This is a genomic window from Christiangramia crocea (assembly GCF_022410465.1).
Classification (GTDB): Bacteria; Bacteroidota; Bacteroidia; order Flavobacteriales; family Flavobacteriaceae; genus Christiangramia; species Christiangramia crocea.
The window spans coordinates 42,932-69,191 of sequence record NZ_JAJSON010000004.1; the positions used below are offsets into that span (position 1 = coordinate 42,932).

The 26,260-nt window shown below is 39.9% G+C and carries 19 protein-coding genes; 11 read left to right on the forward strand and 8 right to left on the reverse strand.

Features of this window, described 5'->3' with window-relative positions:
- Positions 1–6 precede the first annotated feature (6 nt).
- Both obgE and LU635_RS00610 read left to right on the forward strand, forming a co-directional pair.
- On the forward strand, positions 7–1,014 hold the full coding sequence (obgE, locus tag LU635_RS00605) for a GTPase ObgE (RefSeq protein WP_240095251.1): 1,008 nt from the start codon (positions 7–9) through the stop codon (positions 1,012–1,014).
- A 59-nt stretch (positions 1,015–1,073) separates the two neighbouring features.
- Positions 1,074–1,595: a DUF4136 domain-containing protein gene (locus LU635_RS00610; RefSeq protein ID WP_240095252.1), complete on the forward strand. Its 522-nt coding sequence runs from the start codon at positions 1,074–1,076 to the stop codon at positions 1,593–1,595.
- Positions 1,596–1,683: 88 nt separating this feature from the next.
- Here the strand turns inward: LU635_RS00610 and LU635_RS00615 are convergent, their stop codons facing one another.
- Genes LU635_RS00615 through LU635_RS00625 form a run of 3 tightly spaced genes read right to left on the reverse strand, consistent with a single transcriptional unit; the run spans position 1,684 to position 9,375 of the window.
- Positions 1,684–3,360: an OmpA family protein gene (locus tag LU635_RS00615; protein ID WP_240095253.1), complete on the reverse strand. Its 1,677-nt coding sequence runs from the start codon at positions 3,358–3,360 to the stop codon at positions 1,684–1,686.
- A 12-nt stretch (positions 3,361–3,372) separates the two neighbouring features.
- Positions 3,373–4,305 carry a PorP/SprF family type IX secretion system membrane protein gene (locus tag LU635_RS00620; RefSeq protein ID WP_240095254.1) on the reverse strand — a complete coding sequence of 311 codons (933 nt, stop codon included), beginning with the start codon at positions 4,303–4,305 and terminating at the stop codon, positions 3,373–3,375.
- A gap of 24 nt (positions 4,306–4,329) precedes the next feature.
- Positions 4,330–9,375 carry a T9SS type B sorting domain-containing protein gene (locus LU635_RS00625; RefSeq protein ID WP_240095255.1) on the reverse strand — a complete coding sequence of 1,682 codons (5,046 nt, stop codon included), beginning with the start codon at positions 9,373–9,375 and terminating at the stop codon, positions 4,330–4,332.
- Between the two features lie 180 nt (positions 9,376–9,555).
- Between LU635_RS00625 and LU635_RS00630 the strand changes: the two genes are divergently transcribed.
- The 8 genes from LU635_RS00630 to LU635_RS00665 all read left to right on the forward strand — a co-directional run bounded on the left by LU635_RS00630 (position 9,556) and on the right by LU635_RS00665 (position 17,412).
- Positions 9,556–10,434, forward strand: a complete 879-nt coding sequence (locus LU635_RS00630) for a tetratricopeptide repeat protein (RefSeq protein WP_240095256.1) — start codon at positions 9,556–9,558, stop codon at positions 10,432–10,434.
- A gap of 51 nt (positions 10,435–10,485) precedes the next feature.
- Positions 10,486–11,838 carry a UDP-N-acetylmuramate--L-alanine ligase gene (locus tag LU635_RS00635; RefSeq protein ID WP_240095257.1) on the forward strand — a complete coding sequence of 451 codons (1,353 nt, stop codon included), beginning with the start codon at positions 10,486–10,488 and terminating at the stop codon, positions 11,836–11,838.
- Positions 11,839–11,898: 60 nt separating this feature from the next.
- Positions 11,899–12,597, forward strand: a complete 699-nt coding sequence (radC, locus tag LU635_RS00640) for a RadC family protein (RefSeq protein WP_240095258.1) — start codon at positions 11,899–11,901, stop codon at positions 12,595–12,597.
- 81 nt (positions 12,598–12,678) lie between these two features.
- On the forward strand, positions 12,679–13,899 hold the full coding sequence (locus tag LU635_RS00645; protein WP_240095259.1) for a polysaccharide deacetylase family protein: 1,221 nt from the start codon (positions 12,679–12,681) through the stop codon (positions 13,897–13,899).
- Positions 13,886–14,575 carry a YjjG family noncanonical pyrimidine nucleotidase gene (locus LU635_RS00650; protein ID WP_240095260.1) on the forward strand — a complete coding sequence of 230 codons (690 nt, stop codon included), beginning with the start codon at positions 13,886–13,888 and terminating at the stop codon, positions 14,573–14,575. Before LU635_RS00645 ends, LU635_RS00650 begins: the two co-directional genes overlap by 14 nt.
- Positions 14,576–14,616: 41 nt before the next feature.
- A complete protein-coding gene (locus LU635_RS00655; protein WP_240095261.1) occupies positions 14,617–15,168 on the forward strand; it encodes a hypothetical protein in 552 nt (183 codons plus the stop codon).
- Position 15,169: 1 nt separating this feature from the next.
- The gene (locus LU635_RS00660; protein ID WP_240095262.1) at positions 15,170–16,579 is read left to right on the forward strand and encodes a DUF5723 family protein; all 1,410 of its coding nucleotides are present in this window, start codon (positions 15,170–15,172) and stop codon (positions 16,577–16,579) included.
- Positions 16,576–17,412, forward strand: a complete 837-nt coding sequence (locus LU635_RS00665; protein ID WP_240095263.1) for a hypothetical protein — start codon at positions 16,576–16,578, stop codon at positions 17,410–17,412. Before LU635_RS00660 ends, LU635_RS00665 begins: the two co-directional genes overlap by 4 nt.
- Here the strand turns inward: LU635_RS00665 and LU635_RS00670 are convergent.
- On the reverse strand, positions 17,409–18,683 hold the full coding sequence (locus tag LU635_RS00670; RefSeq protein ID WP_240095264.1) for a replication-associated recombination protein A: 1,275 nt from the start codon (positions 18,681–18,683) through the stop codon (positions 17,409–17,411). The genes LU635_RS00665 and LU635_RS00670 overlap by 4 nt on opposite strands.
- Before the next feature lie 79 nt (positions 18,684–18,762).
- Here LU635_RS00670 and LU635_RS00675 point away from each other — a divergent pair, with 79 nt between their 5' ends.
- The gene (locus LU635_RS00675) at positions 18,763–19,500 is read left to right on the forward strand and encodes a rhomboid family intramembrane serine protease (RefSeq protein ID WP_240095265.1); all 738 of its coding nucleotides are present in this window, start codon (positions 18,763–18,765) and stop codon (positions 19,498–19,500) included.
- Here LU635_RS00675 and rlmB read toward each other — a convergent pair.
- From rlmB to LU635_RS00695, 4 genes are all read right to left on the reverse strand, one after another.
- Positions 19,497–20,231 (reverse strand): 23S rRNA (guanosine(2251)-2'-O)-methyltransferase RlmB, encoded by a 735-nt coding sequence (rlmB, locus tag LU635_RS00680; protein ID WP_240095266.1) that lies wholly within the window; start codon positions 20,229–20,231, stop codon positions 19,497–19,499. The two genes, LU635_RS00675 and rlmB, sit on opposite strands and share 4 nt — an antisense overlap.
- 77 nt (positions 20,232–20,308) lie before the next feature.
- Positions 20,309–21,241 (reverse strand): hypothetical protein, encoded by a 933-nt coding sequence (locus LU635_RS00685; RefSeq protein WP_240095267.1) that lies wholly within the window; start codon positions 21,239–21,241, stop codon positions 20,309–20,311.
- 18 nt (positions 21,242–21,259) lie between these two features.
- On the reverse strand, positions 21,260–22,930 hold the full coding sequence (locus tag LU635_RS00690) for a SusD/RagB family nutrient-binding outer membrane lipoprotein (protein ID WP_240095268.1): 1,671 nt from the start codon (positions 22,928–22,930) through the stop codon (positions 21,260–21,262).
- 18 nt (positions 22,931–22,948) lie between these two features.
- Positions 22,949–26,167 carry a SusC/RagA family TonB-linked outer membrane protein gene (locus LU635_RS00695; protein ID WP_240095269.1) on the reverse strand — a complete coding sequence of 1,073 codons (3,219 nt, stop codon included), beginning with the start codon at positions 26,165–26,167 and terminating at the stop codon, positions 22,949–22,951.
- Positions 26,168–26,260 lie beyond the last annotated feature (93 nt).

A 26,260-nucleotide genomic window follows, 5' to 3' on the forward strand; every position in this document is an offset into this window, starting at 1 on the left:
AATAGAATGACTGAAGGGAATTTTGTTGACTATGTGAAAATGCATGTTTTTTCCGGAAAAGGAGGGAAGGGCTCTGCTCATCTCCATCGTGAAAAGTACATTACAAAAGGAGGGCCTGATGGAGGCGATGGCGGTCGTGGAGGACATGTGATTATAAAAGGGAACAAAAATCTCTGGACCTTATTCCATTTAAAATTCAAAAGGCACGTAAAGGCTGAGCATGGGGAAAACGGCGGAAAACAAAGAAGTACCGGTGCGGATGGTTCCGATGAATATGTTGAGGTGCCTTTGGGTACAGTGATAAGAGATTCTGAAACTAATAAGATTATAAAGGAAATCACCGAAGATGGTCAGGAATTCATCGTTGCCGAAGGAGGAATGGGAGGTAGAGGAAACTGGCATTTTAAAAGTTCAACTAACCAGACGCCTCGTTATGCACAACCAGGAATAGATGGTAAGCAGATTGATATTACTCTTGAATTAAAGGTTCTGGCAGATGTTGGACTTGTAGGATTCCCAAATGCCGGCAAATCGACCTTGCTTTCGGTTATTACGGCGGCGAAGCCAAAGATAGCCGATTATGAATTCACAACTTTAAAACCCAACCTTGGGATTGTGAAGTATCGGGATTTTAAAACTTTTGTGATCGCTGATATTCCCGGGATAATTGAAGGCGCAGCGGAAGGCAAAGGGCTTGGACACAGGTTTCTTAGGCATATTGAGAGAAATTCAACTTTGTTATTTCTTATTCCTGCAGATGCTCCTGATATAGAGAAACAATATGAGATTCTTGTTGATGAACTTAGGCGTTATAATCCTGAGTTAATGGATAAGGATAGACTTATTGCTATCTCAAAAAGTGACCTTCTGGATGCTGAGCTAAAGGAAGAACTGGAAAAGGAACTGGACGATAATCTTGGGCTGCCTTATATTTTTATTTCCTCGGTTGCTCAAACTGGGCTTATCGAATTAAAGGACAGATTGTGGCAAATGCTTAATAAAGAGGCTGTTTAATTCCTGTTAAACCATTTAGGTCTGGAACTGATTTTGCGTAATTTTAGTAAAAATCAGTTATGCGACTACTTAAATATTCTCTTTTTTTATTGTTTTTAGCGGCCTGTAATGCTCCACAGGCTGTTTATGACTACGATCAGCAGGTTAACTTTTCCCAGTATTCAACCTACGCATTATTTCCTGAATTTCAATCCGGATTAAGTCAGTTAGATGAAAGCCGGTTAATAGAAAGTCTCCATAATAAAATGCAGGCAAAGGGATTTTCCAAGTCTGAAGATCCCGGAATCTATGTTAATGTTTATACAGAACGCTTTGAACAGGATAACCGAAGCCGGGTTGGAGTTGGTATCGGTGGAGGTGGAGGAAATGTCGGTGTTGGTGTATCCGGAGGAATTCCTGTAGGACAAATGGATACTTATCTTAAGCTTAGCTTTGACTTTATTGATGTTGAAAAAGATGCTCTTGTCTGGCAGGCAGTGGTGGAAAGTCCTTTTAATATTAATGCCGAGCCTCAGGAAAGGCAGGAGAGGTTTGATAAAATTGTGGAGAAGGCTCTGGCTGGTTATCCTCCAGAAAAATAAAATATTACTTTTCTTCTAAAAAAAAATCCCCATGCATTGCATGGGGATTTTCACTTTTTGATTGGTTAGTTAGTATCGGTTAGAAAACTTAGTTTTCTTCTTCGTTCTCCATTTCCGGGTTCTCTTCCATATCCCTATTTGTAGAGTTTCCATTATTGGAAACTACAAATGTACTTCTACGGTTTTTAGCGTATTGTTCGCTTGTGCATCCTGTTGGCTCCGTACAGTCATTTACTGGTCGGCTTTCACCAAATCCTTCAGAAGTTAGTCTGCTTCTGTCAATACCGTGTTCTACAAGGTAGTCAACAGTAGAAGCGGCTCTTCTCTCAGAAAGATCCATGTTATACTGGTCAGTTCCTCTTGCATCTGCATGAGACTCGACCTTTACTTTAATCTTCGGATAGTCGTTCATGTAAGTTACCACAGAATCAAGTACTGGTTCGGACTCAGGCTTGATGGTAGACTTGTCGAAGTCAAAGTAGATCTTGCTTCCATCGATAGGGATAATATCCTGACCACTGGTCTCATCAGTTACGGTTGGAGCTTCAATGATCTCATTCTCTTCTCTAACGAACTGATAAAGGTTATCAGTGCCTCTTCTGTTTGAAGCAAAGAATCCTTCTTCGTCACCTTCCTTAATCACAAAAGCGAAATCGTCATGACCACTGTTGATAGAGGCTCCAAGGTTCTCAGTTTCTGAGAAGTCACCTTCAGTTCTGTAGATATCAAGATTTCCGAATCCCTGGTGTCCATCAGAAGCGAAATAAAGAATATCTTCTTCACTAATGAAAGGGAATTGCTCTCTGTGAGCAGTGTTCACCCCGGGACCAAGATTTTGAGGAGAACCATAGGTTCCATCCTCATTTACATCTACTACGTATAGATCGAAAGATCCACTACCACCTGGCATATCACTGGCAAAGTATAGTTTACTGCCGTCAGCGCTTAAGCTAGGATGTTCTACTGAATATTCTTCACTGCTAAATGGCAGTTTCTCGATATTTGTCCATTCTCCGTCTACTTTTTCGGCACGATAAAGGGAAATATGGGCAATACGAACATCTTCTTCATTCTTCACTCTGTCTGCATTGGTCCTGTCAAAGAACATTACATTTCCGTCCTGACTAAAAGTTGCAGAACTTTCATGTTGATCTGTATTGATCGCATCAGAGAAAAGAACGATATCGCTCATTTCTCCTTCATCGTTCATTGCAGCACTATACAGGTCCAAAGTTGGAAGTTTGTTCCATGGATAGATAGGTCGCTCCTGATTTCTTGTAGAAGCGAAAGCTACACGGTCCCCATAGAATGCAATTCCAAAATCTGAAGAAGACTGGTTATTCATTACCTGGTCATATTTGAATTTGTGAGGAACAAGAGTGTCAAGCTCATCAGCAAATTCTTCATGGTTCCAGTTTTCACCAGTTACCTGGTTCATGTATTCATCAGCTTTTACATAGTTGCCAACTGCCATAAGGGCGTGGGCATATTTGAACTGATATTCCGGTTCAATATTTCCGGAATGTCTCAGGAATAATAGCTCATATACTTCAGCTGCGTTTTGCATCTGGTTAGTATAGAAGTAGGAATCTCCTAGATTTTGAAGAACTTCCTGAGACTTGTCATTTACGTTCTCATAAGCATCGGCGGCATCAATATAGGCTGCCTGGGCGAAAAATTTATTTCCATCCCGTATATCCGACTTCTGAGCGAAGGCAGTAATGCTTATAGAAATTATTAAAAGTGTACTATATAATTTTTTCATGTTAGTCGGGTTTTAGAAGAATCTCGGTGATTTGTCATATCCTTTTTTAAGTCCAAATAGATCAAGATCAAATAATAGCATGATCTCGTGTGATCCATCATCACTTAAATCGTAGGTTGGATAATCGTAAGCATAACCTATCCTTAATGCAGGAGTGATTCTGAAGTTTATCAAACCGGTAATGCTCTCATCAAATCTATATCCTACGCCAGCCTCTAAACGATCGTAAAGAAGAACATTGGCATTCACATCTACTGAAAGAGGTGCCCCCTGAACTCCTCGGGCCATAAAAGATGGCTTGAGTTTAAAGTTATCACTGAGTCCAAAAACATATCCCCCAGTTAAAAAGTAGTGCACTTCTTCAGATCCTAGATCCTGAAGCCCTGAACTGTTTTCGATATGTTTTGATGTGAACAGGTTAGGAGCAGAAACACCCAAATAATGCTTGTCTCCAAACCAAAATGCACCAACTCCGAATACAGGAAAAATCTCATTTTGGTTCTCAAAAGCGGGATCGTTAGGATTGTTAAGGTCTAATCCGGCAAGATTAGCATCCCAGGTTGTTAAACCAGCTTTAGCACCAAATGATAATTTAGTGGTCTCTCCGGCAGGAATAACATAAGCAAAATCTGCGGTTATGTTATTCTCCTTAACCCAGCCTCCAATTTCATCGTGTACAACGGTTAGGCCTAATTCCACACGCTCACTTACTGGAGTGTGAGCGAAGAAGTTTAGGGTGCGAGGTGCACCTTCAACATCTACCCACTGAGCTCTATAGATTCCACCCATGTTCAGCATACCAGGGTCATCGGTAGCATAAGCCGGGTTGATAACACTCATGTTATACATGTACTGAGTGAAAAGCGGATCCTGTTGAGACATTCCTTTTATGGAGAAAAGGATAATGCCTGCGAATATTAAATATTTTGTGATTATTTTTTTCATTACTTTCTCGTGTTTATCCTTTTATTATCTACTTAAGTATACTTTTCCTCTTCTTGGAGCAGTAACTCCATCATTGAAGTCGAGGAGATAGAAATAAACTCCAACAGGCAATACGTCATCGCCTAAAGTACCTGATTGGGTGGCGGCTGTGCCATCCCATTCCGGGGTGTTGGCGTTTCCTTTGTATACTACATCTCCCCAACGGTTGTAGATTTCAATAGTATAATTAGGATATTCTCTTTCTATATTTTCGATATCGAATATATCGTTCATTCCGTCTCCATTAGGAGAAATACCTTCAGGGAACAGTAATGGACAATCTTCGATAGTAACGGTTACAGCAAGTCTATCTGAACTATCGCAGTCTGTTTCCGAATCATACAATGATGCATAATAAGTAACTCCATCCTGCAGGGCAGTTCCTGTACTCAATGGCTCCATACTATCTTCAGAATCATACCAGGTAATATTAGCTGTCTGATCTAGAGAAGCTGTTAAATCTGCAATTGTTGCATCATCATATTCACAGAATTCAGGATTAGTATCATCTGTAGTTGGTGTGCCAGGGTCTGATATAGTCACTTCAACTTCAGCTGCATCAGATTCACATCCGGCATCATTAGTTTGAGTAACATAATAAGTACCTGCAACCAGTTCTTCTTCTGCTGTAAGCATCATAGAGAGTGCTTCATCAGTATAGAAAGTCAGGCTGTCATCATCACCCAAAAGATCGGCTCCTGTTGGCGATTGGATCGCACAGAAAGGAACAGTATCCGCTACATCCGGAGCGTCCGGAGCTGCATTGACCACAACTGTAATTTCTACTGAATCATCCCCACAATCGTTGACTGCAGCAACTGTATAAATAATAGTATAAGTATCAGCATCAAATTCAGCCGGGTTCATCATACCACCTTCAATTTCTTCCCCGTCAAGAGTGAATGTTCCATCCATATCAGCATCTGCTGAAATTGCATTTTCAAAAAGATTGATTTCTGCATCCGTAGTACATACTGTTAATGGATTCTCTGGAGAGGTGATTTGTTCACCTGCGTTAGCTGCATCTGATATTGTAAGAGTGAAAGTTGAAGAACCTTCAGTACAATTAGCATCGTCTTCAATTGTATAGGTAATATCATAAGTGTCCGGATCCAAACTGGATGGGTCTAATGTTCCATCTTCATAACCCTCAAAAGCTCCGGAAGCATCCATTCCATCAGGTAGATACGAGAATAGATCAACTTCTGAATCATTCTGGCATACCGGATCTGGATCTGGTATTGCGCCTATATCTATAGTCTCAAGCTCTAAGATTTCAACTGTAAGATCTACGAATGCTGAACATTCTCCTTGAGTTACTGTGTATCTAGTAGTGAAATCACCAGTTTTGGTAACGTTGTTGTACCTATTAATCAACTCCTGAATAGTAGGTTCAAACTGACCATCCTGAGGAACATCATCTGCTAACATATCAAGGTAAAAAGCTCTTACTGTTGAAGCAGGATTAGGAAATAATTCGTCAACATTGCTTTCGCAAATCGGAATTCTATCTGTATCCGCTTCTATAGTAAAGCTATCATCAACAGTTATGGTAAATTCAACGCTGTCTTCTGTTCCGTCTAATACGCAGGAAGCTGAATCATCAACTGTATAAGTAATATTATAGCCAGTTCCATTATCGCCGAGGGAGGAATCAAACTCTCCATCAATAACGCCTTCTCCTGTAAAGGTTCCTCCAGGTGTAGCATCGGCGCTTAGATAGTTGGCTAGAATAACCATCCCACTATCAGAACATACTGTAAAGCTGTCAATGTTTCCGGCATTTGCTGCTTCCTCGGAGAATACTTCAATCTCGATAGCTACAGAATCCTCGCAATCTCCACTACCTAAAGTATAGGTAGTTTCATAAGTTTGAACAGCTTCTTCGTTATAGTCTTCCATTAAATCTGCTACAGAAGGAGCAAAAGTTCCAGCTGAAGAATAGTTTGATCCTATAAGACCAGCTAAATAATCTGTTAGATCATCTTCATTATCAGGAAAATCATCAACACAAACTCTTCTTGTAATAGTTGGGCCTAATTCCCTGCTTCCGGTTACAGTAATTTGGAATTCTGTAGAATCACTGGTTCCTGGAGTAACACAGTCTCCTGAGGCATCTACTTCATAGGTGATGGTATAAGTATCTACTCCAATTGAAGGATCGAATTCATTATCACTTACACCTTGTCCTGAGAAGGTTCCACCAGTAGTGGCACCAGAGCCAACTAAATAATCGTTTAGGTCTATATTTCCGTCTCCAATGCAAACGGTTCGAGGGGTTATTTCACCGGCTTCAGCATCCTGAGTCGGAGTTATCGTGATCTCAAGATTGATAGCACCATCACTACAGGTGTTGGTGGAAATCGTCTCGTATGTAAAATTAAAAGTTTCAGGATCTGAAGTTGGATTTTCTATATAGTCTGCCATTCTTTGGGCTTCAAGAGTTGGATCTGGATCAAACTGCATCGGATTCACAGTTTCAATTCCAGTTTCATCAAGAATACCTAGGATATATGCATATCCTTCACTTGGATTTGAAATCAAACTTTGCGCTTCTGTCACACATAGGCTTCTGCTAATATTAGCAGAGATTGGTGATTCTTCAACAGTGATTTCAAATTCTGCAAAATCTTCTCCATCAACACAAGGGACAGAGCTGTTAACTGTATATGTGATCGTATAAACTCCGGCACCATCAACTTGTGAAGGATCAAAAGTATTATTCAATACACCTTCTCCGGTAAAAGTTCCACCTTCCTGCGCATCAGGATCGTTATTAGTTAAAGTAGTTAAATCTAACGGTTCATCGCTAGTACATAAAGGTGTAGGGTAATCATCAAAGCTTCCTGCCTCTGCTGCTTCTCCTGGAGTTACTGTGTAGCTCAACAAGATAGAATCAGGGCATCCATCAACTGTTACGGAGTAGGTAGTTGCAAAGGTTTGAAAGTTATCAGCATCATAGCTTTCAATGATGCTTTGAATAGAGGGATCAAATTCTCCTCCTTCAGGAGCACCAGGAATCAAGTCCATATAAAGCTGGATTACATCTTCAGGAATCTGATTAACAAGTCCCGGTATATCATCATTACATAAAGGGACATTGGTTACACCCGTACTTAGTGCATATGAATCCAGATCTGCACCATTATTGACTGTGAATTCAAATTCTGCTGTATCTGGGCAGGGTTCTCCTTCGCCAACTGTATAGGTTGAATTAAAAGGTCCTTCGGAGCCTGCATTAATATCATTTGTGATAGAGGTTAAATTTGAAAATTGCCCTCCCTCATCAGCATCATCACTTAACAAAGAAGTTAAGTAATCTTCTACCTCTGTTTCAGTTACGGTTTCTGAAAACTCAGCACGGCAAACTTCGTTACCTTCGGTGTTACTTTCACCAGCATTATAATCTGGAATAATTTCAATCGAAATATCTACTGAAGATGTACAACCATTTTCAGTTGTAATAGAATAGGTCGTAGAGAAGGCTCTTGTTCCATTACCATATGAAGTAACAACCTCTCCTAAGGTCATGTTTTCAAAATCCCCATCCTGAGGAACACTAGGATCCAGTTGCTCCAGAAAGATTTCTCTTGCCAAAGCTTCATACATTGTTGTTTGTGCAAGTCTTGAATCTATTTCAGATTGACAAAATATTCCATCTCCAATCTGCACTCCTAAATCTTCTGCTTCGTCAACTTCAAACGCCAAATCAGCACTATCTTCACAAGGTTGGCCGGCCCCAACGGTATAAGTTGAACTGAACGGACCTTGTAGTCCATTATTGATATCATTTGTAATTGAAGGAACATTGGAAAAATCTCCTCCTGGGTCATTACCAGATAGAAGAGATGTTAAATAATCTTCAACTTCCGTCTCAGTTACTGTTTCAGAGAATTCAGCACGACAAACAACGTTGCCCTCAGTGTTATTTTCTCCGGCATTGTATGAGGGATTTACATTGATAGTAAAACTAACATCATCAGTACATTCTTCCGGAGAGGTAAAAGTTCCTGTAAACTCCAGAAGATTGTCTCCAGCTTCAAAGTCGTTAATAACTGAGGTTAAGGTTGGATTAAAAGTAACCGTATTGTCTTCAAATAATCCTGGTCTCGGTGGATCTATAAAGTTAGATAGGATAGTTGCTGCCGAAGTGCCACTATTTATAAGGTCTTGTAAATCATCCCGGCAAATTTCACCATTTACAGGTCCTCCGGCATCAAAAGAAACCACGGTTACCTGTACAGCTGTTCTTTCTTCACTTTCACATGGAGGGCCATCAACTGGTACTATTTGGGTAGCCCAGTAGGTCTCGCCATCCTGGACAACATAATCATCAGATAAAGCAGGTTCAGAGGTTTGTGTTCGGTACCACATATTTACACCTTCAGCTTCAAGCTCACTGACGGTAGTGCCTTCACAAACTGTTTGAGGGGAGGTTGCTGCTGGCGCAGGTGCATCCACAGGTTCGAATCGAACAGGTTTTCTTCTTGTTTCACATCCTGAACCATCACTATAGCCAACATAATAATTGCCTACAGTAATAGGTTCGGTGTCATTTAGAGGGGTTTCCTCTGCAGTATATCTTGTTTGAAAAACTTCTAAGGTATAGCCACTCGGTGCTGGTTCAGCATCAATAGCTTCCTTTAGGTCTCCTACATCATAGGGACCTCCACCGCTACAGGGTGTGAAAAAGTCATCCTGAACCACGGGAGCTGCAGTTGGTCCTGTAATTGTCACAGTGACCATTCTGTCACTCCTAGGAGTTGTACAGTCTGGGGAATCAGCATAATAATCCTCCCCGTCAATCAATAATTCATCAGCTGGGAGTGGTTGACTGGAGGTTTCATCTGCGTACCATGTGGCACCCATAGGTTGAAGGTCTGAAACTGTGTACAGGGCATTACAAAAACTTTGCGCTGGATCAGTAACAGTTGGACATTGCCCATAGATAGAGGGGATTGTTCCAACAAACAATAGAAAGGAAAAAAAGAACCATTTGATTCTTCTTCCCCTTAAAGTAAAATTTTGCATAGGCTAGGTGTTAATTTCAATTAGTATTAGGTTAAAACTCATTAAAAGTTGCACAAATATTAAAATAATTTTTAATATGCCGAGTTGTTTTAAGTAACATCTTAACAATTATTAGCATATTAACCCAATTATATTGGTAAACAGGGTCTTGGTCGGACTAAATTTAAGAAAAATTTATCTATGTTAACAAAATTTAAGCACCTCATCGGTTTATTTTACCTTTTTGTAGGTATGTCATTCGCTCAAACCAGTATGGCTGATGGGGAAAGGAAGCTGAACAATGGAGAAATCGATGAAGCAAAAGAAATATTTCAGGAACATGAAAATAAGCCGAAGGCTATAGAGTTTTTGGGAGATATCGCCAGTTTTAATAAAAACTGGGATGAAGCCATTGGATATTATGATGATCTGGTGGAAAAGGACCCCGGAAATGCCATGTATAATTTCAAACTGGGAGGAGCAATGGGAATGAAGGCATATTATGGTTCTAAATTCGAGGCAGCATTGCTCCTGGGAGATATTAAGAAACATTTGAATAAGGCTGCTGAACTTGATCCGAAACATACGGAGGTAAGAAGAGCCTTGGTTGAATTCTATATGCAAATTCCCGGGTTTATTGGGGGGAGTAAGACAATTGCTGAAAGCTATGCTTCAGATCTGGATCGCTTAAATGAAGTTGATGCGCTTTTAGCTGACGCTTACATCTATAAAATTGAAAAGTACCGGGAGTTGGCCAAAAATAAATACAACGAAGCTATCAGAATAGCTGTGAGGAATCCTGATTTACTTACCAGGAATTATCTAAAATATGAATTGGGAGAAGCAGCTGCTATCTATGAAATTAATCTGGAAGAAGGTAAAAGGTTGTTGGAAGAGTATATTGAAAATTACGGATATAAGGATCTTAAGAGTCCTGCATGGGCATACCTCCGGCTCGCTCAAATAGAACGGGTGCAGAACAACCGTCAGGCCGCACTGGATCATATTGAAAGATCACTTGCTATAGATCCTGAATTCGAAAAGGCATTGGCAGAAAAACAAAAAATTCAGAGACTCTAATATTAGTCCTGCCAGCTCTGTCAAAATCTTATATTTGCACAAAAAATTTCCATGAAAATTCATTTTATTTCCATTGGGGGAAGTGCCATGCATAGTCTGGCAATTGTTTTAAAACAAAAAGGTCATGAGGTAACAGGAAGCGATGATGCAATTTTTGAACCTTCCAGATCAAAACTGGCTAAATATGGATTACTTCCGGAGGAAATAGGATGGAATGAACAATATATTACTGAAGAGCTTGATGCCGTAATTCTCGGGATGCACGCTAAAGATGATAATCCTGAATTGATTAAAGCTCAGAACCTCGGTTTGAAGATATATTCATATCCGGAGTTTCTATACGAACAATCTAAGGATAAAACCCGGGTTGTTATTGGTGGTTCTCATGGAAAAACAACTATTACATCTATGATCCTCCACGTGATGAATTATCACGAAAAGGAGATCGATTATATGGTGGGGGCAGCAGTGAATGGGCTGGAGAATCCTCTCCATTTAACAGGTGAGAACGATTTTATAGTCATAGAAGGGGATGAATATCTTTCTTCAGCGATAGACCGAAGACCAAAATTTCATTTATATCAGCCAAATATTGCTCTCTTGAGCGGGATCGCCTGGGATCATATCAATGTGTTTCCAACCTATGACAAATATGTGGAGCAGTTCAGAATTTTTATTGATTCCATAGTAAATGGCGGAATCCTGGTTTATAACGAGGAAGATCCTGAAGTGAAAAGGCTGGCGGAAGAATCTGAAAATCCCATTAGAAAACATCCGTACCATACTCCAGATTATCATACAGAAGGAAATGTGACCATCCTGGACGTTCCGGAAGGAGAATTGCCTTTGGAAATCTTTGGGAAGCATAATTTGAATAATCTTGCAGGAGCTAAGTGGATATGTCAGCATATGGGAGTGGATGAAGATGATTTCTATGAAGCGATTGCTACTTTCAGCGGAGCTTCCAAACGACTTGAGAAAATTGCCGAAAAAGGTTCCTCGGTCATCTTTAAGGATTTTGCGCATAGTCCTTCCAAGGTAGCTGCAAGCACGGCCGCAGTCAGGGAACAATATCCAAATAAAAAGCTTGTAGCCTGTCTGGAATTACACACCTATAGCAGCCTGAATTCAGAGTTTTTAAAGGAATATAAAGATAGTCTGGAGCCTGCAGATGAGGCTTTGGTTTTTTATTCACCCGAGGCAATTGCTGTTAAGAAGCTGGAGCCGGTATCTATAGGTCAGATCAGCAAAGCCTTCAATAAAGAAGGGCTTAAGGTCTTTACTACATCAGAAAGTTTCAAAGAGGAGTTAAATAATCTTTCGCTTAAGGATTCGGTTTTACTTATGATGAGTAGTGGTAACTATGGAGGTTTAGATCCTGAGGAGTTAAAATCACTCATTTAACTTTTTGATATACAATTGTTTTTGTTCTGATTTCGATCCATTGTTTATCTTTAGCATAAGATGAGCGATGAACAAGTAAACCTCAGTATTAAGAAATGGGCCGAAGCTGACCGGCCCAGGGAAAAACTTCTCCAAAAAGGAAAGGCCAGTCTAAGTGATTCTGAACTGATAGCCATACTTCTTGGTTCAGGTAGCAAAAATGAAAGCGCGGTAGAACTAAGTAAAAGGATTCTTTCTTCAACCCTTAATAATCTTAATGAACTGGGGAAACTTTCTGTCAATCAGCTGTGTAAATTCAAAGGTGTGGGTCCCGCAAAAGCTGTGGCAATTGTGGCTGCACTTGAGCTGGGAAGAAGACGAAGGCTGGAAGAGGCTCTGGAACAAAAGAAAATAACATCCAGCCGTTCCGTATATGAGATCATGCTTCCCGTTATTGGTGAATTACCTCATGAAGAATTCTGGATAATCTATCTCAATAATAGCAATAAGGTAATTGAAAAATTTCAGATAAGTAAAGGTGGGATTACAGGTACTCTGGTTGACGTTAGGATAACGCTCAGAAAAGCCCTGGAGCTTGGCGCAGTTTCGATTATCCTTATACACAACCACCCTTCAGGAAATTTAAAAGCAAGTGAAGCGGATAAGCAGCTAACCAAAAAATTGAAAACTGCGGCAGAAAGTCTGGACATCAAAGTCCTTGATCATATTATTGTAACTGAAAAGTCCTACCTTAGCTTTGCCGATGAAGGTATGCTTTAAGATAGCTTTTGAATGTTATTAATCTACACCCAAAAAGTTACACCTAGGATAATATATGTGTTCAAACATATTTGTACACATATGCTTGGTATTCCAATTAAATTCACTTCCAAGATAGAGGAATTTATAGCCCATGACGGAGCAAAATTATCTTATGGGCGGCAGGCTCTGGGAAATGAATTTTTTATTCAGAAAGTAGATCTTTTAATGGAACAGGGGTTTTCGGAACTTGAGATCAAAGTTCAGCCCTGGGATGACACAATTTGTTTTTTTCCGTTGCCTGAAGCCAGTGATCTGCCTTTTGATATTTTTGCCGCTTCCTTCTACCTTTTAAGCCGATATGAAGAATATCTTCCTCATGTGAAAGATGAAGCCGGTCGTTTTCCTGCTGCCGAAAGTCTCGCTTCCCAGGAAAGCTTTTTACATAAACCGGTAGTAGATATCTGGGCGATAAAGTTCCGGGATATACTTCTGGAGCGGTTTCCTAAACTTGAGGTTGCCAACCGGCAATTTAAGGCTGGAACAATTATAACTTCTGAACACACTTTTATCTTTAAGAATAAAGGTTTTCTCAGAAGCTTTATCGGGATGTTGCTGGATCTTTTCAGTTTGAATTTAGGTAAAGTGGCAGACAGGCTTCAGGTATGGGTAAGGTTAAAAGATGATCCTTTCGATATTTTCGAAGATCTGATAGAGCTTATCAAAAAACATAAGATCTATATGCTGTTCATGTTCCAGTTGAGCGATTTTTCTATTCATGATCGCAATATTAGCCATAACCGTATTCCTCACAGGGCGGTGATCAAATCTGTAGCCGATTACGCTAAGGTAGGCTTATTAATGGGCTATTATGCCATGGAGGAAATTAGAAGCCTTAGGAAGGAAAAGCTGAGGATGGAAGAAATTGTGCATAGTCCGGTTGAGCATGCTATGAATTCAAAGTTTAACCTCAGGCTGCCCGATAATTATAACGATCTGATAGAACTTGAGATCAATAATGACCATTCTATGGGTTATCCTGAAATGCCTGGGTTCCGGGCAGGAACTTCCACCCCCTATCTTTTTTACGATATCAATATGGAAGTCACCACTCCATTGAAGGTTCATCCTTTTGCGTTTCATTCTTCGGTGGTGGAAACCATGTCAAAAACAAAACTTCGGGAAGATCTTAGTCGTATGCTCATGGAGGTCAAAGCTGTTGGGGGTATATTTAGAGGCGTTTTTCGGAACCATGATTTTTCAAGATATTCAGATAAAAACTTATATTATTCTTTTTTAAAACAGATTCATGAGGTTGAGTGATATAGAGCATGTGTTTTTTGACCTTGATCATACCCTTTGGGATTTTGACCGGAATTCCGCACTGGCGTTCAGGGAAATATTCAGGAAACAGAAGATAGAAATAGATATAGATGATTTTCTGCAGGTCTATAAACCTATAAATTTCAGGTATTGGGAGCTATATCGGAATAATTCGGTCAGCAAGGAAGATCTGAGGTATGGCAGATTAAAGGAAAGTTTTGACTCATTGCGATTTGAGGCCTGCGATACAACGATCAATTTAATAGCAGATGATTATATTGAATATTTGCCAAATAACAACCATCTTCTGGAGGGTAGTCTTGATGTTCTGGCCCATTTAAGCAAAACCTATAAGCTTCACATAATTACGAATGGGTTTGAAGAAGTCCAGCAACGGAAGATGATGAATTCCGGGATTTTGGATTTTTTTCAAACAATTACCACTTCTGAAGAGGCCGGAGTAAAGAAACCGCATCCTCAGATCTTTGAAAAGGCTTTACAAAAAAGTGAAGCGCTGCCTCAAAAGTCGGTGATGATAGGTGATAATCTGGAGGCTGATATCATTGGGGCTTCCAGGTTTGGTTTGTATGCCATTTACCTTAGTTCTGAAGATCAAGTTTCTCAAAATCAGTTCCCTCAGATCCAAAAGTTAAAAGAGCTTCTTGATTATTTATAACAATAAAGAATAGGTATTTTCGTTGGGCAAAGAAAGCCTTCATGTTTCCTTTAAAACCACGTATCATATCATTTTTTATGATCGGGCTTAGTCTGATGCTGACTTCCTGTTTTAAGGATGTGGATTTTGAACAGGCTCAGGATATTAAGCTTGCTCCTGATCTACAGGTTGATCTTCTCTTCTACGAACTCACTGAAAATGACTTTCTCGATTCTGAAACAAATACTTATTCCCCGGTTATTCGCGATACGGTGAGACTGGAATTTCTTGATGATGAGTATATACAGGATGGACTTATGTATGCTGAGTTCAGGTTTCGGCATGAAAATAGCTTTCCCAATAAAATAAAGAGTAAAATTCGGTTTCTGGACAATAATGGGCGTGAACAGTTTAATGTGAATTATGATATTCCTGGAGGTTCGGTCGCTTCTCCATCCATCGTTGATACCGTGCATACCATGGCTGGAAGCGAAATAGTGAGGGTGAGACGATCTATTCAAATGGTTGTGGAGCTGGAAATGCTAGGAGGAGGAAAAGATATCGAAGGCGGACTTGACTTTTCTTCAAAAGGATTGTTCAAGTTTGAATTTTGATATGCGGAATAGAATCCTCATTTTATTTGCTTTTGTTTCGGTGCTCTGCTACGGGCAGAACAGGCCTCTGCTATATAATGTAGATGATCTTCCGCAGGCCTTATTGCAAAACCCGGGAACCAGGATAGATTTTACCAAACATATTGGAGTTCCTTTTTTTTCTCAGATACATCTTTTTGCCGGTTCTACTGGGGTCACAGCTCATGATATTTTCAGTGATGAAAACTCGAATGTGAATCAGCGGGTTCAGAATGTAATGGATAGAATAACTTCGGGGGATTATTTTTCAGTTAACGAACAGTTGGAAGTACTTTCTTTTGGCTGGAAAATGGGTAGCAGGGGATATTTCTCAGCGGGGGTCTATCAGGAACTAGATATCTTTGCTTACTTTCCAAAAGACCCGGCCCTGCTTGCGTTTGAAGGTAATGCCGAGTATATTGGAAAGAGTTTCAGTTTTTCTGATGCCAATTTTACTGGAGAGGTATTAACGGTATACCATGCCGGTTATAACTATAAGGTTGATCCGAAACTTTCAGTTGGCGGAAGAGTCAAATTATATTCGGGAATTTTCAATGCTGAAAGTACTCAGAATGATGGTTTTTTTAGTACCGTTGAAACCCCGGGCGGGCCTAATTTCTACAGGCATGAATTAGATGATCTTGATGTGCTTGTAAACACTTCAGGTTATGCCTCTTTAAAGGAACAGGATAACATGACAGTAGATCAGGCTGTGGCAGAACTTTTGAGTAGGTCATTTTTTGGGCAGAATGTTGGCCTGGGAATAGATCTTGGATTCAATTACAGGGTAACAGAACAGTTTGCGGTAAATGCATCTATCCAGGACCTTGGGCTGATGTTTCATAAGAATGATACTGAAAATTATCATTATTTCGGTTCCTATTCAACTAATGGCCTGGAACCTTTATTTCCTGAACTTGATGGTAATGAAAGAACTATCCCCTACTGGGAAGTATTTGAAGAGCAATTGGATGCAAATTTAAAGGAAGAGACTACTTATAATGAGTATAATACCTGGCGTCCACTTAAGTTCAATGCTTCCTTTGAATTCGGTACCGGAAAGTCGATCCTTCCCTGCGACTACCTGATTAGCAAAAAGCCCAGATTTATGAACCTTTTTGGGATGCTTGTCTCGGGAGTGAATAGAAGCAAGGGCCCAACCTATGGGGTGACAGCATACTGGGACCGGAAGGTAACGGATAACTTACGCTTTCGGCTGGCTTATGGTGTTGATGATTTCAGTCTTACCAAACTAGGATTAATGGTTTCCTCTCGATTTAAGAATTTTAATATCTATCTTGCAGCAAACGATATTATTGGTTATACTAATTTAGCAAAAGCAAACAGTGCCTCCCTGCAATTCGGGATGCAATTTATTTTTAAAGATTTATGAGAACTTTACTTACCGCCCTGTTCACTTTCGGGGTAATTTTTATTTCAGCCGCTCAGAGTTTAGATCAGTATAAATATATTTTGATCCCGGAAACATTCGAATTCACCGGAGAGGTAGATCAGTACAGACTGAACTCTATGACGAAATTTCTGTTCGAAAAGGAAGGCTATATTACCTTGATGAAGACCGAAGAAAAACCGGCCGATCTCAGACAGAACCCATGTTTGGGAGTAACTACGAAACTTGAAAACAATTCCGGGCTTTTTGTTACAAAATTGGTTTTAAAGCTTGAGGATTGTTATGGAAACGTGGTTTTTAGTTCTGAAGAGGGGAGAAGCAGGGAGAAAGAATTTGAAGATTCTTATCAGGAAGCTTTAAGGGGTGCCTTTGAATCCATAAAAGAACTGAATTATCAATATGAGCCTAATGCCAATATCTCAGCTAATGTTCCTTTACCGAAAGTTGTAGAGGTTGATGAGGTAGAACAGCCGGAAGAAGAGGTAGAAGAAGAAGTTCAGGAAATCATGGTAGAAGAGATGAATGAAGAAAAGGAAGAAGAACCTACGCAAGAGGATGCAGGGACAAATGAGTATCGCTATGCAGGCAAAACCTATACAGTAAAGGAAACCGCACAGGGATATGGCTTATTTCCGGAAAATGCTTCTGAGCCAATCGCAATCCTGATTGAAACCGAAGGAGGAAAGAGTTTTATCTATAATTCGCTAACAAATCAGGGCATTGCTTACTTTGATTCACAAAATAATCTTGTGGTGGAATACTTCAGCCGTGCAGAAAATAAGAAGGTAATTATCAAATATGAACGAATTGATTAATACCCGTATTTCTTTTTCCATCTTTTTCTGAGAAATTCCCTTTGGGCATTTTCTCTCTGATTATTGCCAGGGTTGTAGAGTGTAGTGTTCTTTATTTCTTCAGGCATAAATTCAGCTGCAACAAAATTGCCTTCATGGTTATGGGCGTACTTGTAATCTTTTCCGTAGCCAATGTCTTTCATAAGTTTAGTGGGAGCATTCCTGATGGCTAAAGGCACCGATAGATTACCCGTTTTTTTAACCAGACGCTGAGCTTCATTAATTGCCATATAGGAAGCATTACTTTTTGGGGAAGTTGCCAGGTAGGTGACGCACTGGCTCAGAATGATCCTGGCTTCCGGATAGCCGATAGTATTCACCGCCTGGAAGGAATTGTTGGCTATTACTAAAGCAGTAGGATTCGCGTTTCCAATATCTTCACTGGCCAGAATAAGAAGCCTTCTCGCAATGAATTTCACGTCTTCACCGCCTTCAATCATTCTTGCTAACCAGTAAACAGCAGCATTAGGATCGCTTCCGCGTATGGATTTGATAAATGCTGAAATTATGTCGTAGTGTTGCTCGCCCGCCTTGTCATATAATACAGTGTTTTGCTGCACTTTGGAGAGAACCAGTTCGTTGGTGATCTCTGTATTTTGCTCTTCAGAAGTAACAACCAGTTCAAAGATATTAAGCAGCTTTCGAGCATCCCCGCCACTCAATCGTAAAAGGGCTTCAGTTTCTTTAAGTTTGACCTTCTTGGCCGAAATTATTTTATCCTCTTTCATTGCCCGTTCTAACAATGCGATGAGATCTTCTTTTGAAAATGGTTTCAGGATATAAACCTGACATCTGGATAGCAATGCCGAAATAACCTCAAAACTTGGGTTTTCGGTGGTTGCTCCAATCAGGGTTACCCATCCTTTTTCCACAGCTCCAAGTAATGAATCCTGCTGGGATTTGCTAAAGCGGTGTATTTCATCAATGAACAGAATGGGACTTTTGGTGGTAAAAAGGCCTTCGCTTTTTTTTGCCTTTTCAATAACCTCTCTAACATCTTTCACGCCACTGCTTATTGCACTCAGTGTATAAAAAGGTCTGCCAGATTCATTGGCAATAATATTGGCCAAAGTTGTTTTGCCCACCCCCGGAGGACCCCAAAAGATCATGGAAGGAATCATACCCTGTTTAATCTGTTGTTTTAAGGCTCCGTTTTGTCCAATAAGATGTTGCTGACTAAGATAGTCGTCTAAGGTTTTTGGTCGAAGTCTTTCCGCCAGGGGTTGGTTCATAGCTGTATTTTAAATGACAGTTTTACATCCATTAGAGTTTGGATGCTTTTTTGTAATATTAATTAAAATTGAAGAAAATTTGAAAGCTTCCACACCTTTTGTTTTTACCAGCGGAACCATTGGGTATCCATTATTATTTGTGCTTCTAATATGGATAGTATTTTGGGTAGAGGTACGCTTTGGTGTAAGTTTTAACCACTTTGGTGTCAGGCCGGGTGAAATTACAGGTTTAAGAGGGATAATTTTCTCTCCTTTTATCCATTCAGATATTGAACATTTGTTCAATAACACCATACCATTATTTATTTTATCACTGGCATTGTTCTATTTCTATAGACCTATTAGCTGGAAAGTTTTGTTGATTGGGCTTATTTCTACAGGGGTGCTGACCTGGCTTATTGGCAGGCCTTCAAATCATATAGGAGCCAGCGGTATAATCTATCTGCTGGCCTCATTCTTATTCTTCAAAGGAATATTTTCCAAATATTACAGGCTGGTTGCCCTTTCCCTGATAGTTGTTTTTATCTATGGGGGATTAGTATGGTATGTCACGCCTATAGACCCTACTATCTCCTGGGAAGGCCATTTATCTGGATTGTTAAGTGGTTTGAGTCTTGCACTGATCTTTAGGAAAAATATTACTGAACCTCCAAAGTATTCTTGGCAACAACCGGATTATTCGGAAGATGATGACCCCTTTATGCGGCATTTCGATAAGGATGGGAATTTTATTGAAAAACTTCCGGAAGATGAAGAAGCCGAAGAAGATGAAATGGAATACAGATATATCTATAAAGAAGGTCCAAAGAAAGATTAAAGTCTTTGCCTTACCACCTCATATAAAAATGCGCCGCAAGCAACCGATACATTCAGGGATGCGATACTTCCCAGCATTGGTAATTTAGCCTTATTGTTTACCGATTTTAAAATTGAATTTGAGACTCCTTTAGCTTCATTTCCCATGACAATCGCCAGGGGCTGGTTAAGATTTAAATCGTAAATAACATCATAGGTTTTTTCAGTGGCGGCGATTACATTTATATCATAGGTTTGTAAGTGATAAACTGCATCAAGTATATGGTTCACCTTACAAATAGGCACCTTGAATACAGCTCCGGCAGACGTTTTTACCGTATCAGCATTTATAGGGGCTGATCCTTTCTCCTGAATAATGATCCCGGAAACTCCACAACATTCGGCAGTTCTTATAATAGCACCGAAGTTTCTCACATCTGTAAGTCCGTCGAGTAATAAGAAAAGCGGGATAGTGGAGGCGTTTTGAGCTTTTTCTACCAGCTTTTCAAGGCTTATAAAGCTCACCGGGGAGATATTTGCCACAACGCCCTGATGATTGCCCTTACTTAGCTTATTAAGCTTTTCTATAGGAACATAAGAAACATTATAACTACCATCCTTAAGATGACGATTAAGTTCCTGAAATAGTGAGCCTGATAATCCTTTCTGGATGAATATTTTTTCAATAGACTTTCCGCTCTCAATAGCTTCAATTACGGCACGTATTCCAAAAATTCGGGTAGTTTCATTCATGGGTCAAAAGTACATTTTATTTTAAATAAAAACACCTCCCGAAGGAGGTGTTAGTTTAAAAGTCTTTACCTAATTGATTATTGCTTTTCAAAAAGAAGTTCTACAGTGTATGGAGAAACTCCACATCCACCACCTTCTACAAAATCGGTAAATTTAAGTGTAAAGGATGAATCGTCGGTTATGTCAAAAGGTTGAGGGGATTCAGATCCTTGGGCCCAGACTATTGATCCGGCTCCACATCCTAATCCAGTATTACCTCTTAAAACACCTACTTCTGTACATACAAATTCAAAAGCAAGATTTTGTCCACCATACGCAGTTAGCCAAGCAAATTCGAATGATCTAACTGTTCGGCTGTCTGCATTCAGACTTACAGTCATTCCGTCTTGAAGGTACGGGAGGCCGAAAGCAAGACCATTTGATAAAAGAGAGACCTTGTAATCACCGGTAAATGTTCCTTCCGGTAACGGACAACCTACAGTTACATTGTAACGGAAAGGTGAACTAAAGAAAAGCCCACTAAGGTTTGCACCAGAATTAGTACTGGTGAATGTTTGTCCTTTTGTGGTGTTTACAGCCAGTCTAAACTGAAATTGGTCTCCAGGAGCCAGTTCGTCTTCAGATACTCCTAGTGCACTTAATGCTTCCTGTGCTGGCACTACAAGCGTATAATTAGGAAGTCCTGATTCACCTTCTGTAAATTCAGAAGCAGGGACATTCTTTACTAAGACTTCACTTACGTCATCATCGCCATCTGAATCTCGATAAGCAACATAGACGTCCATTGATTCAAGTTCGTCTCCATCTGAAGCATCACTTTCTTCTAGGACTACAGCAAATTCTGTTGTTCCCAAGTTATAGAGGTCGTATACTCCTGATCGAAGTTCGAGGGTCCTCAAAAATGCTCCGGTTTCAACGTTTTGAACCTGAAGAGCAATTTTATCTTCATCTTCGCAGCCTACCAGTGAAATGGTAAGAAATGCTAATAATAAATATTGTAATTTTTTCATCTTTCTGTTTTTTTTAAATTACTCAGCACAAGAACTAGTATCCCAGAATACAGGTACTGTATGATCAGCTTTTTGGTCAACATTAATATTCTGTTCAACCAATTCATTCGGATAAAGGAATGATCTGATAAATCCAGCATTAGGAATGATCAGGGTAGGCTGCAGGTTCATAGGTGCACAGGTTCTTCTGTAAGTATTGTATGCTTCCACTCCATTACCAAACAAAGCGATGAAGTATTGCTTCACAATAATATCTAATTTTTCATCCTCGCTGGAGGCTGCATCGTAATCTGCCAGCACCTCGTTAACATAAGCGTCGATATCATCATCTGATGGGACAAGAGCCTCATTTGCTACGGAAGCACCAAAATCCATTACTTTTTCGATAGATGTTCTCATACCATTTTCAAGATAGTCCCTTGCATCACCTGTAACTCCCATTGTTAAGGCAGCTTCAGCCAACATGAAATCTGAATAGGATGCTAACATTATTGGAGAAATTCCTGCTCCTTGTAATCCAATTGTTCTTCCAGGTACTGGTTGTCCAGAACTGTCATCAAATTTACCTCCTACAGGATAAACTCCCCAGGTAGTTCTGTCTCCTCCATCTGGTGGAATTCCATCGTTGTTTCCATGATCTCTACCCCAATAACCAGCGGTAGGATTTGTGGTACCTTCATAATTAGCTGCATAACAGAATGGATAATGGTCTAGGTCGTAATGAGTAGGTGCTTCTTCGTTAATACATTCCGCTTCCTGCTCATTCGTTGTCATTGTTAAAGTTTGACGATAGAAGTAATATCTGGTTCGAGGATCTGGCTCAGATTTCTCGAATGCCATATAATACATATAAGAGTTAGACATGTAATCAGTAACATCAGCTGCCACATCAAAGTTTCTTCCGAATATTGGGTGACGGCTGTCTGGATTTGCATCTACATTTGAATATCTGAATTCGAAATCCTCACTGGTGTCATTAATGTAATCTCCACTAGCTACAATATCATTGATTTTTGAAGCAACACTATTGTCAACCAGTCTTGTTTGAACGTACATTTTTAACTTTAACGTATTAGCAAGAGCAAGCCAGTTATCCTCATCACCATCATAGTAAAGATCGTTTGTAGGAAGGAAGGCCTCTTCTTTTTCCAAATCGGCAATGGCTTCATCAAGTAAAGCCTCCATAGCAGAATATATCTCTGCTCCAGGAGTTACATTTGGATTTTGGAAGTTAACACCATCAAGAGCTTCGGAATAAGGTACCGGGCCGAAATAGTCCACAAGGGAAACCATTACGTAAGCCTCGATGATCTTAGAAATTGCAAGGTGTGTATACAATTCCTGTTCTTCTGCACGCTCTCTTAAAGCTCTCGCATCTGCAATTATATCTGCATAAGCAATAGAATAAGGAGTGTTAAACTGATCTGCCTGATATGCATTCGAATAAATAGGTCCGAACATATGTAGCATTCTGGTAACCTCCATACCTTCTTCTGTAATAGCTTCAAAGTAAGACGCAAGATCCACCTGTATGCTATTTAGGTAAAAGTCTACATCGGCATTTCCTGGAGCCAGCGCATTGGGGTTGTCCAGGATCTCCAATTCCGTGGTTTCGCAGGAATTTGCACCTACAAGTACAATAGCCATGGCGAAGACCTTTATAACTGAATTTTTAATCTGTTTGTACATAGTAATATTTTTTTCTAATTAAAAGGTAGCTTTAACACTGAATCCCATTCTTCGGGCGCTTGGTCCGGTTATATAATCTATACCTTGTCCATTCCCAACACCTGTACTAAGCGTATTTGTGTCGAAATTGATCGCTTCTGGGAAATTAAATGCTCTGTACCAAAGATTTGTTCCTGTTAAGTTAATAGAGAAACTTCCAAATGGAGTTTCTTCCAATAGTCTCTTTGGAAAGCTATAGCCTAGAGTGACTTCTGCCAGTCTTAGAGTAGAACCGTCATAAATCTGTAATTCATTAGGTCCAAAACCTTTATTGTTAAAATAAAGATCTGTTGCAGTGATCTGAACATTGTTAGGAGATCCATCTGCTAAGACACCAGGTAGAATAAATGTATCTTCTCTGTCTACAGGTACTGCAGCAACACCACGTCCTTCTGTGGCACCGGCAGTTTGAGAGAAAATATCTCCTCCGTGACGGTATTGTACACTTGCACTGAAGTTTATTCCTTTGTAACTGAAGTTGGTGTTACCCGTTGCATTCCAATCTGGATTAGGGTCGCCCAAAATCTTAAGTCCTGTAGCTTCTAAATAATATCCATCACTACCTACGATACGATTACCGTTCTCATCTCTGGCGATAGCCGAACCTCTTAATACTCCGTAAGGTGCACCTTCAACAGCATAGTTTGCCGGTCTTCCTCCAATAGAAGAAGTAAGGGCAATTTGCTCGGTTCCTTCTGGAAGTTCTGTTACAATTGGTTCGTCTGCATAGAAGTTACCGCCAATATTCCAGTTAATATCATCAGTTCTTATTACTGCCATATTCAAATCTACTTCAACACCTTGGTTTTCCATCTTACCAGCATTAATTCTGGTTACAGTAAATCCGGTTGCAGGATCCAGGTTTTGATCGGTAATAAGATCTTTAGACTCTTTCTTGAATAAACTTACGTTTAAATTAAGTCTATTATCGAATAATCTTGAATCCAAACCTACTTCAAATTCGCTAACAGTTTCTGGTTTCAAATTTGGATTACCCAGTCTGTTTGATACAGAGTTTCCAGTAATAACATTACCAAATCTGTCTACGAATGCCCTTGAAGTCAGTGCTAGTGAATTCCTTGTTCCGTAAGGAGAAGGGAATCCAGCTGAGGAACCGTATCCAACTCGAAGTTTTAGATAGTTAACAGCATCAGACCTTAATCCATCAAAAGCTGAGGTTGGAATGAATGATAAACTTGCTGCCGGGTAGAATAAAGAATAATTATCTTTTTCTAGGGTTGAACTCCAGTCATTACGGGCAGCTACGTTAAGATAAGCAAAATTCTGGTAACCCAGTGTTGCATCTCCGTAAACCCCTAACTGGTTTTCTTCGGAATAGAACGCAATATTACCTCCAGTAAAACTATTTACGGAAGAGGCGTTAACGAAGTTGTAATGTTCAAGAACCCCAAATGCAAGTTGTTGAGTACTTTCAATTCCATCTCTTTCAAAGGTATCTCTACGTGTAGTTCCTCCCACAACGAAATTGAAGTCAAAATCTGAAGAAAGATCGTAATCACCTATTAACTGCAAGTTGTTATTGAAAATTTTGTTTTTCGCCTGGACTGTTCTGTAAATTCCAAGTGGATTTCCATCCACACCACCTTTATTCTGGCCATAAGAACTAAACTCTGTATAAGTGTCAAGACCGGCAGTATAAGAAAGGTTAAGATTGTCATTTAGAGTATACATGATATTCGCAGAACCAAAGATCCTTTCTGTGTTTTGAGTAGTTTTTGAATTGGCTACTGTCCACCTTGGGTTTTGAATATCATTACCAGCTCTATAATAAATACTTCTTCCATCCGGTGTTTGGAAAGGCATTCCCATTAAGTCAACACTTGAAGGGGTGTACATAACATCACCAAATACAGAGGCACCATCACCAACAGTACCACTACCAGCAGAAGCTGCAATTGGTGGCGTTGAATAATCTGTGTTGGAATAGTTGATAGTTCCATTAACACTGAAGTTGTTGCTCAGTTGGGCGTTACCACCGAAACCAAAGTTGTTTCTTCTTAAAGTGTTTCCTGGAGTAAAACCTCGGTCATCAAGATAACCATAGTTCATGTTGAAATTTGCGTTATCTGATCCCCCAGAAACGTTAACGGAGGTTGTGGACGCCACACCTGTTCTAAAGAATTTTTCAACACTATTATACGGTTGAAGACGGTAATCTGATTCTACTAACTCAGGAAATCCCTGTACAAGGCTTTGGTCTGAAATATTAGAGAACGGATGTGCTATCAAAGTAGTTCCATCTTCTGCAATCCCTCTGAATAAGCTGTTATCGCTTATGTCCTGGCCATATCTTGATCCCCAGCTACTAAAGAAGAATCCGAAACTTTGGTGGAAACCACCTGCGTATTCCTCGGTATAATCTGGAAGATGTGGTTCAGAGAAAAACAAGGATTGAGAAACACTCACTTCCATTTTTTTGTTGGTAACACCTTCAGCAGAGTTCTTAGTGGTGATTAAAACCACCCCATTTCGACCTCTTTCTCCATAAAGTACAGTTGCACTCAAACCTTTTAGAACCTGAACATCTTCAATGTTGTTAGGATCAAGGTCAAGAAAACGACTTGATTCTGTTACACCATCGAAAAATGCAGTTTGCTCATTTGCTCCTCCATCAAAAGGAACACCATCAACTACAAATAAAGGCTGGTTACTTCCGGAAATAGAAGAATACCCTCGAATGATAAAGTTTGTACCAGAACCTGATACACCATTGGTAGCCGTAATATTAACCCCGGCTGCTTTACCTTGAAGAATCCTACCTATATCACCTTCAGTTTTCTGATTAATTTGTTCAGAATCCACTTGACTTACGGCATAACCAAGGGCTTTTTGTTCCCTCTTAATACCCTGAGCGGTGACAACCACTTCTTCTAATTGTGCCGAATCGGCAGACATTTCCACATCTATTCGATCAGTTTCTCCAACAGTGAATTCCACGGTTTCAAGACCGATAAATGAGTAAACCAGAACATCCCCCTGGGTAGCCTGGATGGTGTAATTTCCATCGAAATCTGTTTGAACACCGGTAGAAGTCCCTTTGATAACGATGTTCACACCAGGTAGCGGTAGACCAGCTTCATCGGTCACCGTACCGGAAATCGTTTGATCTTGTGCAAAGGACATCTGCACTACAAACGCCAGTAATAGCGTTAAAATACTAGTAAAGTTTGCTTTCATTTTAAATTTATTTGAATTAGCCAGTGCCAAAAATGCCAAAAATATGTTAACTGTCAATAAAAAATATGTTAAAAAAATTGTTACTTTTTAACT

Coding starts and splice junctions, on each gene's coding strand:
- LU635_RS00695 (WP_240095269.1), bottom strand. CDS start 26,167: ATGAAAGCAAACTTTACTAGTATTTTAACGCTATTACTGGCGTTTGTA.
- LU635_RS00660 (WP_240095262.1), top strand. CDS start 15,170: ATGCGGAATAGAATCCTCATTTTATTTGCTTTTGTTTCGGTGCTCTGC.
- obgE (WP_240095251.1), top strand. CDS start 7: ATGACTGAAGGGAATTTTGTTGACTATGTGAAAATGCATGTTTTTTCC.
- LU635_RS00645 (WP_240095259.1), top strand. CDS start 12,679: ATGCTTGGTATTCCAATTAAATTCACTTCCAAGATAGAGGAATTTATA.
- LU635_RS00685 (WP_240095267.1), bottom strand. CDS start 21,241: ATGAAAAAATTACAATATTTATTATTAGCATTTCTTACCATTTCACTG.
- LU635_RS00625 (WP_240095255.1), bottom strand. CDS start 9,375: ATGCAAAATTTTACTTTAAGGGGAAGAAGAATCAAATGGTTCTTTTTT.
- LU635_RS00630 (WP_240095256.1), top strand. CDS start 9,556: ATGTTAACAAAATTTAAGCACCTCATCGGTTTATTTTACCTTTTTGTA.
- rlmB (WP_240095266.1), bottom strand. CDS start 20,231: ATGAATGAAACTACCCGAATTTTTGGAATACGTGCCGTAATTGAAGCT.
- LU635_RS00635 (WP_240095257.1), top strand. CDS start 10,486: ATGAAAATTCATTTTATTTCCATTGGGGGAAGTGCCATGCATAGTCTG.
- LU635_RS00655 (WP_240095261.1), top strand. CDS start 14,617: ATGTTTCCTTTAAAACCACGTATCATATCATTTTTTATGATCGGGCTT.
- LU635_RS00615 (WP_240095253.1), bottom strand. CDS start 3,360: ATGAAAAAATTATATAGTACACTTTTAATAATTTCTATAAGCATTACT.
- radC (WP_240095258.1), top strand. CDS start 11,899: ATGAGCGATGAACAAGTAAACCTCAGTATTAAGAAATGGGCCGAAGCT.
- LU635_RS00670 (WP_240095264.1), bottom strand. CDS start 18,683: ATGAACCAACCCCTGGCGGAAAGACTTCGACCAAAAACCTTAGACGAC.
- LU635_RS00665 (WP_240095263.1), top strand. CDS start 16,576: ATGAGAACTTTACTTACCGCCCTGTTCACTTTCGGGGTAATTTTTATT.
- LU635_RS00620 (WP_240095254.1), bottom strand. CDS start 4,305: ATGAAAAAAATAATCACAAAATATTTAATATTCGCAGGCATTATCCTT.
- LU635_RS00650 (WP_240095260.1), top strand. CDS start 13,886: ATGAGGTTGAGTGATATAGAGCATGTGTTTTTTGACCTTGATCATACC.
- LU635_RS00690 (WP_240095268.1), bottom strand. CDS start 22,930: ATGTACAAACAGATTAAAAATTCAGTTATAAAGGTCTTCGCCATGGCT.
- LU635_RS00610 (WP_240095252.1), top strand. CDS start 1,074: ATGCGACTACTTAAATATTCTCTTTTTTTATTGTTTTTAGCGGCCTGT.